The organism is Pseudoteredinibacter isoporae, assembly GCF_040372805.1.
In the GTDB taxonomy this organism is placed as follows: Bacteria; Pseudomonadota; Gammaproteobacteria; order Pseudomonadales; family Cellvibrionaceae; genus Pseudoteredinibacter; species Pseudoteredinibacter isoporae_A.
In genome coordinates, this window is sequence record NZ_BAABWJ010000001.1 from 848,175 (window position 1) to 863,275 (window position 15,101).

Here is a 15,101-nt window from a genome sequence, read left to right on the forward strand (position 1 = left end):
TCCAGGAGCCTAGTCACTCCAAATCACGACCTCCAGCCCACTTTTTACTTCTTTCCAAGCTTGTAAAGCCTCAACAATATTATCTTTAGCTCTGCAATCCCTGACTAACACTCAAATACCGGTTTAATACCGCATCGACAATCTCTGGCCGAGCTTGATCCGGGGTCCCTGAAGAAAAGGGCGCCTGGGGGTTGTACTCCAGCGCCAATTGCACTGCTTCCGCCACATCGCGGCCCGCAAGGTTTTCCAACAGCGCCAAGCCAAAATCGATTCCAGCCGTTACACCACCTCCGCTGGCAACCCCTTCATCAATCACATAGCGCGCTTTCACCACCTCAACTCCCATGGTTTTCAAGGCATCCAGTGCTGCCCAATGAGTGGTTGCGCGCTTACCTTCCAGCAGGCCCGCGGCCGCCAATACCAAAGAACCGGTACAGACGCTGGTAATCCACTGAGCATTTTGGGCTTTATTTTTGAGGAAGCTCAGAACGGTCTGGTTTTCCATCAGCTCCAAGGTGGGCAGACCGCCGCCTGGAACGAAGAGAATATCGGGCTCACTGAAGCAGTTATCGAAGCTGTGGCTGGGCATGATGCCTGCGACAGTGTCGGTGGGAACCACCTCGTGATTTTTCCACACCACCTGAATTTCCGCCTCTGGCCACTGCGACCACACCTGCAATGGGCCCAGGAAATCCAATGGGGTCATGCCGGGATAGATCAACATCAATATCTTCATGGTCAACTCCTGTGTGAGCTCTGATTTGAGGCTCATGATTGAGATAAGCTCACCATAGCAATTACGTGAAATGGCCGTTATGATAATCAGATGTCAAATTCTGCCAAACAGATTTATATTCTTTGCTACCCGGGCTTCCAATTATTGGATGTCGCGGGCCCCGCGGATGTCTTTGCCCAGGCAAATCAGGAACTCGGTAAAGAGGTGTATACGCTGCGCTATATCGCTGAAGAAGAAAAACTCGCCAGTGCTTCGGGCCTGCCTATTGTTTGCGAGCCGCTGTCGGTCTGCGAGGCTCCGGTGGATTACTTGTTTGTGCCCGGCGCCAATGCCGACCCCTTATTTGCTGCCAGTGAAAGAGAGGCGTTTATTTCCTGGATTGCCGAAGTGGCTCCTCACGCTGACACTCTCTGTTCAGTATGCAGCGGCAGCCTGTTGCTCGCCAAAGCCGGTTTGCTGGAAGGTAAGCGTATTACCAGTCACTGGGCGGCACTTTCCCACTTAGAACAAATGTGTCCTGCCAGCACCGTGCTTGAAAATAATCTTTATGTGAACGATGGCCAGCTATGGACCTCGGCTGGTGTGTTAGCCGGCGTAGACATGGCCCTGGCCCTGGTCGCCCGAGATCACAATCATTCTCTGGCCTTAAGAATTGCCAAAAACCTTCTGGCTTTTATGTTCAGAGAAGGGCACCAGCCGCAACTGTCGCTGCCCATCAGCTTGCAGGAAAAAGCCTCGGATACCAGTTTACTCAAATTGATTAAATGGTTGCAGGACAATCTGGCAGAACCCATCAACGTCGAAGCCATGGCGGATCACATGGCGACCTCAGTGCGCAGCCTTCATCGCTATTGCCAGGACAGCTTGCATCTCTCACCGGCAAAAATGTTTAATGAATTACGACTGGAACAAGCCAAAACCTTACTCGGCGATAAAGATATCCCCATCAAACAGATCGCCAGCGAATGCGGCTTTGCAGACAGCTCAGCGTTTTCAAAAGCCTTTAGCCAGAGACATCAGCTTTCGCCTCTGCAGTATCGACATCGTTTGTATGGGGTATAGCTTAACACCATTCAAGCTCGGCGCTTTCGAAACGCGTACACACCCAGATTAAGGAACACTTTCCAAGCAGCATACCATTCATTGAGTTCCGGTTTGGGGGCTTTGCCCTTCGCAATTCGATCAAACTGTGCTTCGTACCAACTCATGTTCAGCAGGATCATGTCATCAATTTTCTTCAGCCCTGTTGATAACGGCCTTAATTGAATCTTGAAATTGGGGTCTGCCAAGGCTTTATTGGGTAAATCCGGGTCCACCGCCAACGGGCGAGCAATGCCGATTAGATCGCTTGCGTGTCTTGAAAGTGCCTGATTCATAGCGTCTACCGAACGAAACCCACCGGTTACCACAATGGGAACACTCACGGTTTCGCGCAATCTCTTTGCGAACTCAAGAAAATAGGCCTCGCGCTTTTGTGTGCTGCTCTTCTGTTTTATGCCTTCTGCCATAGCCGGTGCTTCATACGAACCGCCGGAAATTTCAATCAAATCAATACCCGCGTCTGCCAAAGCGCGAGCAACTTCCATGGAGTCACTTTCACTGAAACCACCCTTCATAAAGTCGGCAGAGTTTAGTTTTACTGCGATAGGGAAGTCGTCACCTACTGCGTTGCGAATGCCACGATACACTTCCATTAGAAAGCGCATTCTATTTTCCAGGCTACCACCCCAGTTATCCTTTCGCTTGTTGTGCCGTGGAGACAAAAACTGGCTGATTAAATAACCATGGGCGGCATGAATTTGCACACCACAGAACCCAGCGGATTTCGCCAGCGCAGCACTTTCCCAAAACTTCGAGACAATGTGATGAATGTCGTCTTCTTCCAACGCTCTTGGAAGATTAAAGTTATTTTGTAATGCCCCTTCTAGTGGGATGGCCGAAGGCGCAAGCGGCACGGCTTGAATAAACTTAGGTGACTGTTTTCCGGGATGGTTGAGTTGGGCCCATAACTGCGTATTGTTTTCCGTTCCTGAGGCCACCCAATCTCTGAATGTCCCGAGTTCGCTTTCTTTATCTAACACGATGTTTTTAGGTTCCCCAAGGTGCTCTCGATCAATCATGATGTTTCCAGTCACCACAATTCCCGCACCACCCTTGGCCCACAGTTTATAGAGCTTACAGAGACCTTCACCCGGGTTGTGATTCTCATCCGCTAATTGTTCACTCATAGCCGATTTGAAAAATCGATTTTTACTTTGCGTACCATTTCTAAAAGTGAATGGGGTTTTTATGTTTATTGTACTCAAAAGATGTCCTCTGTTCGCCGCCATGTAGGTTGCAAAGTTCAGTGATGTAAAAATTCCAAATACGCCGATAACACCGCTTCACTATCCTCCACTTGAGGGTAGTGCCCAATGCCAGGCAATTCTTTCACATAATCCAAGCGACAGTTCAGTTCTTTGTACCGCGCTACCATATGTTCACCGGACACCGGATCGACCGAACCATTGATGAGAGCAAGGGGAATCTCCGATTCCTGCAAGGGCTTGAGCCAACGTTCTCGATGTTGTTTGCGATCATTGATATAGGTAATCAGATTGTGGAACAGATGCTTGCCGTTATGCTCATTGATCAACTGCCAAAATACCTTCAAGTCAAACTCACTGGGCTTGCTCTCAGGCCCGAACACACTGCTGAAGTTCTTTTTAAATGATGCAAAACCGTTGAAGCGATTAATCAATGGCCCCAACGGAGAAAGCAAGAGCTTTTGAGTAAGCAAGGCGCGGTGAGTTTCAGGAAACAGGCCACCATTGAGAAAGCATGCCGACAGACATTGACCCACGCCTCGTCCTTCAGATTGTCGGGCGAGCAGTTCTTGAGCTACGGTATCGCCGTAATCATGAGCCAGCAGGTGGTATTCCTTCACGCCCAACTCAGCAATCAAGGCCTCAAATAGATCGGCCTGACCATGAATGCGGTAATTACGTTGGTTGGGTTTGTCTGAAAAGCCAAAGCCCAACATATCGAGGCTGATCAGGCGATAGCTCGAGAGCAGGCCATCCCATATACCTTGCCAGTCCCAACTCGAGGTAGGGAAGCCGTGAATCAATACAATCACCGGCTTGTCCGCACTCCCAGACTGCTCGTCAATCGTAAACAGGCGATGGCCGCACAGCTGGCGATATTCCCCCTTACTCCGCCAACTTTCGATCGCTTTGCTAATATTCGCTTCAGATAGCGACTGTTTCTCGGCCGTTTCGGTCATGATCGCGTCTTCCTGTGTCGTTTATTCTTGTTGTGTATCCCGTTTCCAGGTGTTTTTGTCTTCGTCGTAGTGTAAAACATATACGAACTTGACTTCTAGTTCATATTTTAATTAGAGTGCAATTATTGATCTCTGGATGACGAAAATAATGAAAACACTCCCCACCCAAAAACGGGCTTTGGAAAAACGCCGCGCTCTGATCGAGGCCGCCAGGGTAAACTTCGCTGAACGTGGTTATGAACACACGACGGCTAAAATCATAGCCGAAGCGGCCGGCGTGGCCACCGGCACTTTTTACCAGAATTTTGAAAACAAGGACGAGCTGCTACGCGTCATCGCCCAGCAGAAACGTGACGAAATCTATCAAGCTGTCCCAGGCTTAAATACTCAGGCCATTGATGGTACTGAAAGCAAGCTTACCGAATATTCCACCGAAACCCTGTTCCGCCAGGTACTGGAAATTGTGTACGACTATCACGAGAGTGAAGCTGAATTGCATCAGGTCATGGAGCAACGACGCTTCATCGACAAAGACCTGGATGACATTCTGCTGCGCTCGGAAGGGGTCATGGAAGAGAAAGTCCTGGCTTATGTAAAGGCACACAACACCCCAAATCCCGATGCGGTTGCGTATAACCTGTTCGCAATGGCTGAGGGTTTAGTGCACCGCCATGTCTTCGGCCAGCCAGGCAGCAGTAAGGAAGAAACCTTAGATCTGGGAGCCAAAATGCTCGCCTGTTATTTCGAATGTGAGTCCCACTAAACCCATTACTTTTAACCATCAGCACACGCTGTCACAAAGACAAAGAGAATAAAAATGAGTGATAATCCATTAGCCTATGACACCCTCATTAAGGGTGCGAAGATCTTCAATGAAGGTAAAACCCCTCTCATTGAAGACTTGGCCATCAAAGATGGAACTGTAATCGCCCGCGGAAAAAACCTGGACGCCGCCCAAGCCGCACAGGTAATTGACGGTCAGAGCCAATGGCTGATGCCTGGCCTGTTTGATATCCACACGCACTATGACTTGGAGCTCGAAGTTTCTCCTGGTCTTCCTGAATCCATTCGCCACGGTACCACCTCAGTGATCATCGCAAACTGCAGCTTGGGCTTGGCGTTTGGAAATCAACGAGACGGTCGTAACGACCCAATAGTCGATTGCTTTGCACGGGTTGAAAATGTACCCAAATCTATTCTGCGCAGTTGCGCGGACAAGGTAGATTGGGAAACACCCAAGGCCTATTTAAATCATCTGGATACCTTAAAGCTCGGCCCGAATGTGGCTACTTTATTACCGCATTCCATGTTGCGTATCGATGCGATGGGTTTTGAAGACAGTATTAGCCGCGACCCCAGTGACGCGGAAGTTAAATCAATGGAAACAACTCTGGCTGAGGCCATTGACCTCGGTTACGTTGGTATGTCCACCGATGCCTTGCCCTTCCATTACCTGGCCAGTGCTGCGCACAGCGACAAAACCATTCCCACTCAATTCGCCAAATACGAAGAAATCAAAACCCTGACACACGTGTTACGTGAAAAAGACGCTCTTTGGCAGGCGACACCACCGAAAGATAGCGCCATTGGGACCCTAAAAACATTTATGTTGTCGAGTGGTTTCTTCCATGGAAAACCACTGAAAACGACCGTTGTTGCGGCACTGGATATTTTCAATAACTGGAAGATTCTAAAATTGGGGCGCTTGCTGTCACGCACCTTGAACTCGAGTTTTTTGAGAGGTGATTTTCATTTGCAGGCATTGGGGGCGCCTTTTAAAGTCTGGTCCGATGGTGCAGTAACTCCCTTGGCTGAAGAAATTCCCGAACTTCGACGTCTAAACGAAACCGATCTGGAAGACAAAGAAGGCCGTCGCCAAATATTAAACGATCCCGAATACATTCAGACTTTCCGTGACATGTGGCTTAAAGGCAAATCCGGCTTTGGTATTGCACGTTTGAAACGCTTACTGAACATGGAAGACTACGCCTTCAATCGAACCTTAGAAGACATGCTCGTCGATCTGTGCCCAGTAGAATACTGGCAAGGAAAAAACTTTCAAGAATTGTTTGATCGTGTACTCGACTTTAAACGGGGCGTTTCTATCCCAGATTTGCTTGAAGACGAAGCCGAAATTCTGAAACGGGATTTTTTCTGGATCAGCGATGAAGCTGATTTTGTACTGCAAACCCTACGAACCTTTGATCTGGAATTGAGCTGGAGTACGGTAACGGCAAACCGCGACCTGAAAACCGTACGCGAACTGATTATGGATCCACTGCTGATGCCCGGCTTTAATGACAGCGGCGCACACCTAACCAATATGGCGTTTTATGATGTGAATCTGCGCAGCTTGAAACTGGCCGCCGAAGGAGGCGATGAAGACGTCAGCTTTATGGTGAAACGCCTGAGTAAAGACGCCGCCGATTTATTTAATGTGGAAGGCGGCAGCATCAATGTGGGTGACAAAGCCGACTTGATTCTGATTGACCCTGAAGCGCTTAAACACTACGACGGCGAAGCCAATACCCAACGAGTCATGCGCGATGAATTCCAGCATCATCAACTGGTGAATCGCTCGGAAGGGGTTGTCCCACTGGTGATGGTTAGCGGGCACATTGCCTGGAAAGACGATTCTTTTGGAAAAGACCTGGGTAAGGTTCAGATGGGCCAATTGCTACGGAACCAAAACTGTCACACTGAACCCGATGACTTCCCCGAACAAGAGGTCGCCTGACCCTAGCCTGTAAGAAGCCAAACCCAAGCTCTGCACAAATCGTCGCATACGCAGCTTGGGGAGGCGTCCTAACGGCATCGTTTAGATTAAACGACCCGATTGCGCGCCCAAATCAAACCCCATGATATTGACCTAAGACTCGAGTCTTCCTAGGATCCGTATTTTGATTTTGGGAGCGAAACATGGACGCACTCAGCGCAATCGGTACATTTTTAGGTGGTTTGGGTTTATTATTGATGAGCTTCGCGATGTTTTGGTTTTGTTCTTTGTATAAAGAATATGCCCAGGCAGATACTCATCGAGAAGAGTAATCTCGTTTATGCTCCTATTTATACAGGCAAACTCAATATGCCGTCCTGGCGGCGCCTCTCCTTGCAAGGATAATGTCTCTGAATTCCACTGTTTTTTTACAAGCTTGGAAATCAGTCGCCAATCGTCATTATCAACATCGCGTACAATCAGAATATAACCTCCAAAGCACGACCTCAACCTGTCTGATGGGCCATACGGGAAACACCGCCATCACAAGGGAATATGCCCATTCCCACATTCCATAAGAATGTATAGAACTCTTCACAGTAAGAATCGATTGGCATAAATGATGGAACATTTTGATGTCTTTAGCAATTGCAGCACCTTGCTTTTCATTCTAGAATGATCACTCTAAAATGTATTAAATCCAAGGCCCATTGCCTATAATCCGCCTACACAACAGCAACGACGGAAAAGCTGAATGCCACGCCCTAAAGAATATCAGCAAGAGCACGTTTTGGATCGCGCTACCGAGTGCTTTTGGCAGCACGGTTATACCGCTACCAGTATGAAGCATCTGGAGCAGGCTACCGGTTTAACCCCGGGAAGTTTATACAACAGCTTTGGTTCGAAAGATGGCCTATTTCTGGCTTGTCTCGATCATTACAACGACACCGTCATCGGCGAACGAGTCCGCCATTACTTGAAACCGGCCATTCGCGAATATCAGGAAGCCCCCTTACAAGGCATCGAAAATTTTATTGCCACTGCATTTGAGCCGGGCCCGGCCGAGCTGTGCTTGGGATGCTTGATGGTCAATACCTCCGTAGAACTTGGCCCCCATGAGGAAACCGTACGCCAACGCACAACGGAGGCTATGAGAAAAGTCTTACAAGGCATTCAGTACAGTTTGAACGGGGCACAAGCGAAGGGGCAATTGAGTAGCACTGTTGATTACCGTCAGAGGGCGCAATCCCTCTCATTAATGTTCAACGGCATGTTGGTGCAGTGGCGCGGTGCCACTGACAAGCGTTGGCTGAAAAATGCCATGACGAGCGTTCGTGAACTACTTATGTCGAATTAATCAGTACGCCTGAACAACTTTGACCTGAAAGCTTTGAATAGCACCGTATAAATAAATAGCTAAGCCCGCAGACATCATTCTGCACAATTAGAACGAGAGGCCATGATGGAATATTTAAGAACACCCGACGAACGTTTTGAAGCTCTGCCTGGTTTTCCCTACCAAGCCAACTATCTCAATATTGATGATTGCGACGGTGGGCAACTGCGTGTGCACTATTTAGACGAAGGGCCACGCGATGGTGACATCGTGTTGTTAATGCATGGCGAACCTTCATGGTGTTATCTGTATCGTAAGATGATACCGGTTTTAGTGGACGCCGGTTTGCGAGTCATCGCCCCCGATTTACCGGGGTTTGGCCGCTCGGATAAACCCAGCAAACGCAGCGATTATACCTACCAACGCCATGTGAACTGGATGCAATCCGCATTGGACCAACTCGATATTAACCACATCACCCTGGTCTGCCAGGACTGGGGCGGCTTAATCGGTTTGCGATTGCTGGCTGAAAACCCGGATCGCTTTGTTCGTGCTGTCGCCGCAAACACCATGTTACCCACGGGCGATCATGATCCAGGGCAAGCGTTTCTGGACTGGCGAAAATTCTCTCAAGAAGTTCCAGAGTTCCCTGTGGGTGGCATTATCTCTGGCGCAACCACCACCGATTTATCACCAGAGGTTGTGGCAGCATACGATGCACCCTTCCCCGACGAGTCCTATAAAGAGGGGGCGCGTCAGTTTCCAACGCTAGTGCCCATCACACCGGACGACCCAGCATCAGAAGCCAACCGAGCAGCTTGGGGCGTGTTGACGCAGTGGAACAAACCTTTCCTCACCGCATTCAGTGACTCGGACCCGATCACAAAAGGCGGCGATGCCGTTATGCAAAAGCTGATTCCCGGTTGTCAGGGGCAAGAACATACGACCATCGTCAACGGTGGACACTTCTTGCAGGAAGACCAGGGAGAAAAGCTCGCTGAAGTCGTTGCGGCTTTTGTTGCAGCGAATCCGCTTGCTTAATTTAATCGATCAATCTATTGGAAAGCCCTAGCATGAACCCTGGGGCTTTCAACATCCAATAAACATATTCCACTAAACTCGAAAAGTTTTTACTGAATGATCTCTGTTAATCTGCAACACACAGATCAGATTCATCTCTAAGTTTTACTACTTTATTCTCTAACGATATGGAATGACAATCCTTTCAGGATTCCATGGTCACCTGTCCGTTTCTGTACACCACGATCAAAAACGTACGATTTCATTGCAATAAACGTCTAACTCAAGAATGAGGCTCGGACTACCTCAATTATTCGACTGATCCTCGCAGGCGTCTATTCAACTTTCCTAAGGACATAGATAATGAATAAGGCTTATACAGAATTCTGTATATGAGAAACCGTGACAATGAAAATTTATTTAAACCCTTATCTTATAGCCTTTTTATGTATCTCAATCTTTGGCTCGGCCAGGTTGTTTGCAGAAGACAGTACAACCAAACATAAAGAGGTGGATAGCCCAGTAAAACAAAGATTCATTCCTGTTGAACTTTTCACAGGAGCAAAGTGGGATGGAAAGCATGAATTGGTAATGAAAGAAGTCTCCGCTTCCACTTGCGTTACTTTCATCGGAAAGAAAAGACCCTGCAGTCAATTCCAAATCACTGGGCCGTTCAAGACTGAAGAAAACAACACCAAGATTGAATGGCGTGGTGATGAAATTCCCTACTACCGAAGAATATTCAAGATCCGAGAGAGCCAGGTAGAATCTTTTTTCACCATCAATAATTCCAAAGATGGACTGGTCAGAATTTACGATCAACGAAAACAATGGGGCACCCGAACCTACGACGGCCTGGGGAGTAAATTTCCGCTGGGTTATTGGAAACAGGGCGAAGTACGAGAATACAACTCACGCAGACCAACAAGAATAGAAATTATCGAATTGGATGGTCCGGATCATTGCTTAACTTTCCGGTGGACAATCGGAGAGGGGAAGAGAAGAAATCAGGACAATATTTACACTTTTTGTCCTGATCGGGGGTTTACGGGTTTTCGTTATTACAACGAAAATATAAGGAAGAAAAAGTAAGTTTCAAACGTCTCATACAACAGGCATATTAATTTTTATCAGTGTTAAAACGTGCATTGTGTAGAGAGGTTATCACAAGTACTACAAACCAAACTTTGTTTAAGCAATTTTTTTTATGAAGATTTTTGAATATTGGGCAATGAAGCTATAGAAGACCTACATATCTCAATTCCCATTTTTTGCTTGCTTTAACTGCGCTTCCAATTGCCTAATGATTGAACCAGATTTAAACAAAGTGAATTCTGCAGCATCTTTATCCACTTCAACTCCGTGTGCTGCTGAATTACCTAGTTTTATAATATCAAGAACGCCGTTGACTACTTCTTTGGTTAACACACCTTCATTTTCTAGTATCTGTAGACGAATTGACAGCGAATGATTTTTTGGTCCAATATCCACTTGATAGGAGCGTATTAGTTTTTCTATATCTATACGTAATGCTACAAGAGCTAGCTGGGGATCGACATATTGAGGTGAATTACTCTCACTTAACTCAGTCTCACCTGTAATCTTACCAATGGCACTTTGTACATCTTTTAGTTCAATTTTTACACCACCAGGCAATTCTAAAGATTTTAAATAAGGAAAAACCCAAGGTAATGCTGCAAGAATTAAAAGTACAATGGAAATAACATCAACTTCAAAACTATCTACAAACAGATGACCAAACCCAAGCCCTAAAAATAAGAGAGTTATAAATCCTGCAATAATTTTCATATATAACCGGTTAAACGTATAAGATATGTTAGTCACTTATTTTCTGTATGTATGACTCAATAATTGAAAGAATTTGGGGATCAAGATTATCTTTCCTACTGTATATAGATCTAGCTTTTTCACAGTGTTTTATAGCTTTGGAAAGATTGAATGTTGTTTCATTTTGATCTGCGAAAGCATGGCAAAGATGGTATTCTGCTTCAGAATGTCCAAGTAGGATTGCTTCTTCCCAGTATAAAACAGCTGTTTTTTGATCTCTTTCAGTTCCAAACCCAAAGAACTTCATATATCCGAGGTTATTGAGAACATCCACCTTTAACTCTTTATCACTCGCTGACTCAGACTTTAAACTAGATAACTTTTCCCAGTTTTTTACAGAAAGTAAATAATCTTTATTTCTATAGTGACAAGTACCAGTATAAAAATGTTTCTCTATTTTGCTAGATTCCTTGTCAAGGCCAATAGAAATTGGATCACACTGCTCTTTAGCAATAGATATTTGTGTTATAAATAAAAGAATAATCGTAAATATATATTTCATATCTTTTTCTTTATATAAAATTTACAGTACAGGAAATTCAACTCTGTGACCTAATGGAGCCGATAACCATTTTAGGATTAAAGATTTTATGACAAGAAAACAGACAACTTCCTTTTAAGCACTATTCTGCATCCCTTTTCTTAGTGTTTAATTTGTTGATTTATCAACTACCTTACTAGAAAGATACCGAAACAAAGCTAAAAACATTAAGGTTTTATAAGCATATTTTTTAGCTTCGCATACTATATCTTTCGACTTTTTAAAAATTTTTTAACAAGTGTTGATAGACAATAAAGTTGTTAACAATTAGCTCTGCAAGTTATTGATTATTGTTTGTTGAGTCGTAGCTCAATTAAATAAAGCTGTTAACTTTTTGTTAACACACACTACCAAACGAGCCATCACAGAACAATAAAGTTGTTAACAGGCAATATATTTTTTGATTGATAACAAGTATTGTACTTTTATAGGGTAGGCAGACATTCTGTGATAAATTTTCTGATGAGTGATATAGATGAGTTGTTTCGACCTTTATCTAGACCCAGCCAGGAATGCTAATCGTCACTTTGAAAATGACTTTTATTTTGTTCCAGCATGTCAATAGTTAAACTTCGTGCTGTTTTTGCATTACCCTGGACGTGTAAACCTCCTCTAATTAGTGACACTCTAAATTAGAGTTTCCCAGCCCTTTATGTTTGGCCAGATACTCCCAGGGAGTGAGATCTCCCAGTGAGTCATGTGGCCGTTCTTCGTTGTATTCCCTGATCCAGTTTTCGGTCAGCTCACGCAACTCGTTCAGCGTGCGGAACACATACATGTTTAAGATCTCGTCACGGTAGGTACGGTTGAATCGCTCAACATACGAGTTCTGTGTTGGCTTGCCAGGTTTAATAAATTCCAATTCGATGCTGTGCTCCTCCGCCCACTCAGCCAATGCGGTGGAGATGAACTCCGGGCCATTATCCATTCGCAGCTTGTTGGGATAGCCTCGCCAGGCCACGGCCCGCTCGAGGACCCTGATTACCCGTGGTGCCGGCAGGTTCAGGTCGATTTCGATGGCCAGTGCTTCCCGATTGAAGGTTCGAAAGCGGCGACCACCGAACAAGCTATCGCTCATAAAGTCCATCGACCAGCAGTGGTTCGCCTCAGCTGGAACCGACAGCGCCTCCGGGTTTCTGCCGGGTAGCCCTTTCTTGCCTCTACGACGCTTATTCAGGTTTAACTCGCAGTACAGGCGGCGAACTCTTTTGTGATTCCAGGCATGTCCCCAGCGACGCAGAATTTTTAACAACTTGTCGAACCCGTAAGCCGGGTAGCGTTCCACTACCTCTTGGGGCTTGGCGATCACCTCGTCATTCCGGTAGGGAATGGACCGATACCGATACTCGGAATCGCTGATGCCAACTGCGCGACAGGCCATGCGGAGACTGGCGCCATGCTCTTGTTAGGCATAGTCAACCAGCTCACGCCTTATCGCTGGCTTTACAGCTTTTTTCTACGATGTCCTTGAGAATCTTATGCTCTAGGCTAAGTTCAGCGAACATCGACTTTAGGCGACGATTCTCTTCCTCCAGCTCCTTGAGCCGTTTGATATCGGACGCTTCCATACCACCGGATTTGGATTTCCAGTTGTAATAGATGGCGTTGGATATCCCGTATTCTCGGCAGACTTCTTTGACCAGCCTGCCGCCTTCTACTTCCTTCAGAATCTTTACGATCTGCGTTTCCGTGTAGCGCGATCTTTTCATTATTAGCTCTCCCTATGAGCGTAGTTTACGCCGGAGAACCCTAAATGTGGATGCCCCTACTAGTTTAGGGGAGGTTTACAGAGCTTTGAAATGCCAGTGATATAGCTCGTTATATGCGCTTTATTACCTCGTCGGTACAATCGAGGGTAATATGTCGTAAAGATTTCCCGCGTGCTGTTTGAATTCCTACTGAAAATGGCTTGGGAAGGCGGCGATGGTAGATGGTATAGGAACGAAGTGATTATAGGGGTTGAAAAAATAGAGAGCCAATAAAATAGAAGTTAGTATGTGTTTTAACTTGGCACGAAGTCGTTACATAAAATATATATTCAGAACTGATTTTTGTAAAAAAACGGTATGAGTTAGTTGTAGATAAGCGTATCTATAATCGAGTCGGTGGTTTTCTTTGCCTTCAAAAAATAGTCAGTCTTCATGAATTTTTTTCGATAGGCCAATATGGTATTTTCTGATAAAAGCAATCTCTTAGGTGTTTCGTGGTTGATTTGATCAAGAATTCCACTGATATGCTGACTAACTAATTTATGTTTTTTGGTTGAGTTTCTTCTTACCCACTGACCATACTGCTTTAGTGCAGGGGAAGTGGCATCATGTTTAGTATCGGTTACATATAATATTGCTGCTAGAGGTTGAATTACTCTAAGGTGCAGGAGATCGTTGAGTTGTGATTCTAAATATATCGTGTCGTTTTTTTTGGAATTGTTATAGGAAGTGAGAATTGTTTCAATTAGTATTGAAATGCTCTCTTTAGTAGCGGGACAGCTTGCGATGTTGGTGAACATATTTCTTTTTGTTGAGAACTTTATGAGATGAGAGGGCGAAGAAGAAGGGTGATTTATGGCAAATAATAATGCTGCATCTAGTAATCCGCGAGATGAACGGTAAGCGACGCTCACCGAGGCTGGTATGGTATCTTGTCCCATACAATATAACGCTAAAATATCTCTTATGAATGCAACTCTTGGGTAAAAGCCTATCGCAGAATTACCTTCCATGGAGAATCTAGACTCTATAACATTTTTTATAAGTTCTTCTGAATTTTTGAGTTCTCTTTTAAGTTGGAGTGTTGCTAGGCGAAAATTGTGTTTCCAATCGTCAGATTGGTATCGAATTCTCAAAGGTACGCCGTCCTCGTCAATTAACTGAGACAAATAAGAATCATCGACATCAATATATTTAGAATATTCCAAGTCCAAGACTGACTGTTACTCCTGAATGGTTGTTTTCGGCAGTATGCCAAACTGAGGGATGCCAATAAATTGCTTTCCCATTCTCTAAATCAATTTTTTCCCCGTGATATAGAAACTTACTTGGGTTTTTAGATTTAACAATATCATTTGGTAAATCATCTGAGTCAGGAAAAACAAATATACTCTTTTCTCCAAGAAGATTAATAAAAAAATTATGATTAGGGTCTTTGTGTATGCCAATGGGAGTTTGAGGATATCTCCCAATAAAAATCGCAAGGTCAGAACCACCCTTTGAGGCTTTATTGTTTCTTGGTCTTGTTAGCTCTTTCGAGAAAATACCATTAAAAGGCGAAATCAATTTACGGTGAAGCTCGGGAATTAAAATCTGGGCATCATTGATTACCAGTAGATATTCTTTTTCATTAGAAAAAACTTCAGTAATGCGAGATAGGTATTTTTCGGGAGATTCTTTGACGTCAGGAGAAATATCAGGGTGCTTTGAGAGTTTGGCGTGTTTATCATTACCAAAGTAAATCAATGACCTCTTAAAGCAAGTCTCTTTGTTTTGTGGTGAGGCAGAGGCTAGACCCTCTATAACTTCTTTCCAGCTTATCTCAGGAAACAATAGAGGGTAAAAATATTTAACTTTTTCCCAGTGTGTCTGCGCGAAATCTCTAGCTTCAATTGAGCTATGCACTAATCCACCACCTTAAGTAAGAAAA

At 45.1% G+C, this 15,101-nt stretch carries 14 protein-coding genes and 1 pseudogene; 7 read left to right on the top strand and 8 right to left on the bottom strand.

Annotated elements, in window-relative coordinates; all coding sequences use genetic code 11:
- Nucleotides 1–85: 85 nt before the first annotated feature.
- Nucleotides 86–736, bottom strand: a complete 651-nt coding sequence (locus ABWW03_RS03860) for a DJ-1/PfpI family protein (protein WP_353406486.1) — start codon at nucleotides 734–736, stop codon at nucleotides 86–88.
- 90 nt (nucleotides 737–826) lie between these two features.
- Here ABWW03_RS03860 and ABWW03_RS03865 point away from each other — a divergent pair, with 90 nt between their 5' ends.
- On the top strand, nucleotides 827–1,798 hold the full coding sequence (locus ABWW03_RS03865; RefSeq protein ID WP_353406487.1) for a GlxA family transcriptional regulator: 972 nt from the start codon (nucleotides 827–829) through the stop codon (nucleotides 1,796–1,798).
- Nucleotides 1,799–1,809: 11 nt separating this feature from the next.
- Here the strand turns inward: ABWW03_RS03865 and ABWW03_RS03870 are convergent, their stop codons facing one another.
- Both ABWW03_RS03870 and ABWW03_RS03875 read right to left on the bottom strand, forming a co-directional pair.
- Complete coding sequence (locus ABWW03_RS03870) at nucleotides 1,810–3,066, bottom strand: NADH:flavin oxidoreductase/NADH oxidase family protein (protein ID WP_353406488.1); 1,257 nt, start codon at nucleotides 3,064–3,066, stop codon at nucleotides 1,810–1,812.
- Nucleotides 3,067–3,080: 14 nt separating this feature from the next.
- Complete coding sequence (locus tag ABWW03_RS03875; RefSeq protein WP_353406489.1) at nucleotides 3,081–4,001, bottom strand: alpha/beta fold hydrolase; 921 nt, start codon at nucleotides 3,999–4,001, stop codon at nucleotides 3,081–3,083.
- A 148-nt stretch (nucleotides 4,002–4,149) separates the two neighbouring features.
- Between ABWW03_RS03875 and ABWW03_RS03880 the strand changes: the two genes are divergently transcribed.
- From ABWW03_RS03880 to ABWW03_RS03905, 6 genes are all read left to right on the top strand, one after another.
- The gene (locus ABWW03_RS03880) at nucleotides 4,150–4,764 is read left to right on the top strand and encodes a TetR/AcrR family transcriptional regulator (RefSeq protein WP_353406491.1); all 615 of its coding nucleotides are present in this window, start codon (nucleotides 4,150–4,152) and stop codon (nucleotides 4,762–4,764) included.
- A 54-nt stretch (nucleotides 4,765–4,818) separates the two neighbouring features.
- Nucleotides 4,819–6,738, top strand: a complete 1,920-nt coding sequence (locus tag ABWW03_RS03885) for an N-acyl-D-amino-acid deacylase family protein (RefSeq protein ID WP_353406493.1) — start codon at nucleotides 4,819–4,821, stop codon at nucleotides 6,736–6,738.
- Between the two features lie 182 nt (nucleotides 6,739–6,920).
- A complete protein-coding gene (locus tag ABWW03_RS03890) occupies nucleotides 6,921–7,049 on the top strand; it encodes a hypothetical protein (protein ID WP_353406494.1) in 129 nt (42 codons plus the stop codon).
- Between the two features lie 422 nt (nucleotides 7,050–7,471).
- Nucleotides 7,472–8,074 (top strand): TetR/AcrR family transcriptional regulator, encoded by a 603-nt coding sequence (locus ABWW03_RS03895; RefSeq protein ID WP_353406495.1) that lies wholly within the window; start codon nucleotides 7,472–7,474, stop codon nucleotides 8,072–8,074.
- A gap of 102 nt (nucleotides 8,075–8,176) precedes the next feature.
- Nucleotides 8,177–9,094, top strand: a complete 918-nt coding sequence (locus tag ABWW03_RS03900; RefSeq protein ID WP_353406496.1) for a haloalkane dehalogenase — start codon at nucleotides 8,177–8,179, stop codon at nucleotides 9,092–9,094.
- Between the two features lie 387 nt (nucleotides 9,095–9,481).
- On the top strand, nucleotides 9,482–10,165 hold the full coding sequence (locus tag ABWW03_RS03905; RefSeq protein ID WP_353406498.1) for a hypothetical protein: 684 nt from the start codon (nucleotides 9,482–9,484) through the stop codon (nucleotides 10,163–10,165).
- Nucleotides 10,166–10,330: 165 nt separating this feature from the next.
- Here ABWW03_RS03905 and ABWW03_RS03910 read toward each other — a convergent pair whose 3' ends face one another.
- The 5 genes and pseudogenes from ABWW03_RS03910 to ABWW03_RS03930 all read right to left on the bottom strand — a co-directional run bounded on the left by ABWW03_RS03910 (nucleotide 10,331) and on the right by ABWW03_RS03930 (nucleotide 15,076).
- The gene (locus tag ABWW03_RS03910; RefSeq protein WP_353406499.1) at nucleotides 10,331–10,882 is read right to left on the bottom strand and encodes a DUF4145 domain-containing protein; all 552 of its coding nucleotides are present in this window, start codon (nucleotides 10,880–10,882) and stop codon (nucleotides 10,331–10,333) included.
- 28 nt (nucleotides 10,883–10,910) lie between these two features.
- Nucleotides 10,911–11,423 (bottom strand): sel1 repeat family protein, encoded by a 513-nt coding sequence (locus ABWW03_RS03915; protein WP_353406500.1) that lies wholly within the window; start codon nucleotides 11,421–11,423, stop codon nucleotides 10,911–10,913.
- 655 nt (nucleotides 11,424–12,078) lie between these two features.
- Nucleotides 12,079–13,171, bottom strand: a pseudogene (locus ABWW03_RS03920) (IS3 family transposase).
- A 362-nt stretch (nucleotides 13,172–13,533) separates the two neighbouring features.
- Nucleotides 13,534–14,385, bottom strand: coding sequence for a hypothetical protein (locus ABWW03_RS03925; RefSeq protein WP_353406501.1), 852 nt, complete (start codon nucleotides 14,383–14,385; stop codon nucleotides 13,534–13,536).
- Nucleotides 14,366–15,076 (bottom strand): hypothetical protein, encoded by a 711-nt coding sequence (locus tag ABWW03_RS03930; RefSeq protein ID WP_353406502.1) that lies wholly within the window; start codon nucleotides 15,074–15,076, stop codon nucleotides 14,366–14,368. The genes ABWW03_RS03925 and ABWW03_RS03930 overlap by 20 nt, the downstream gene beginning before the upstream one ends.
- Nucleotides 15,077–15,101: the final 25 nt, after the last annotated feature.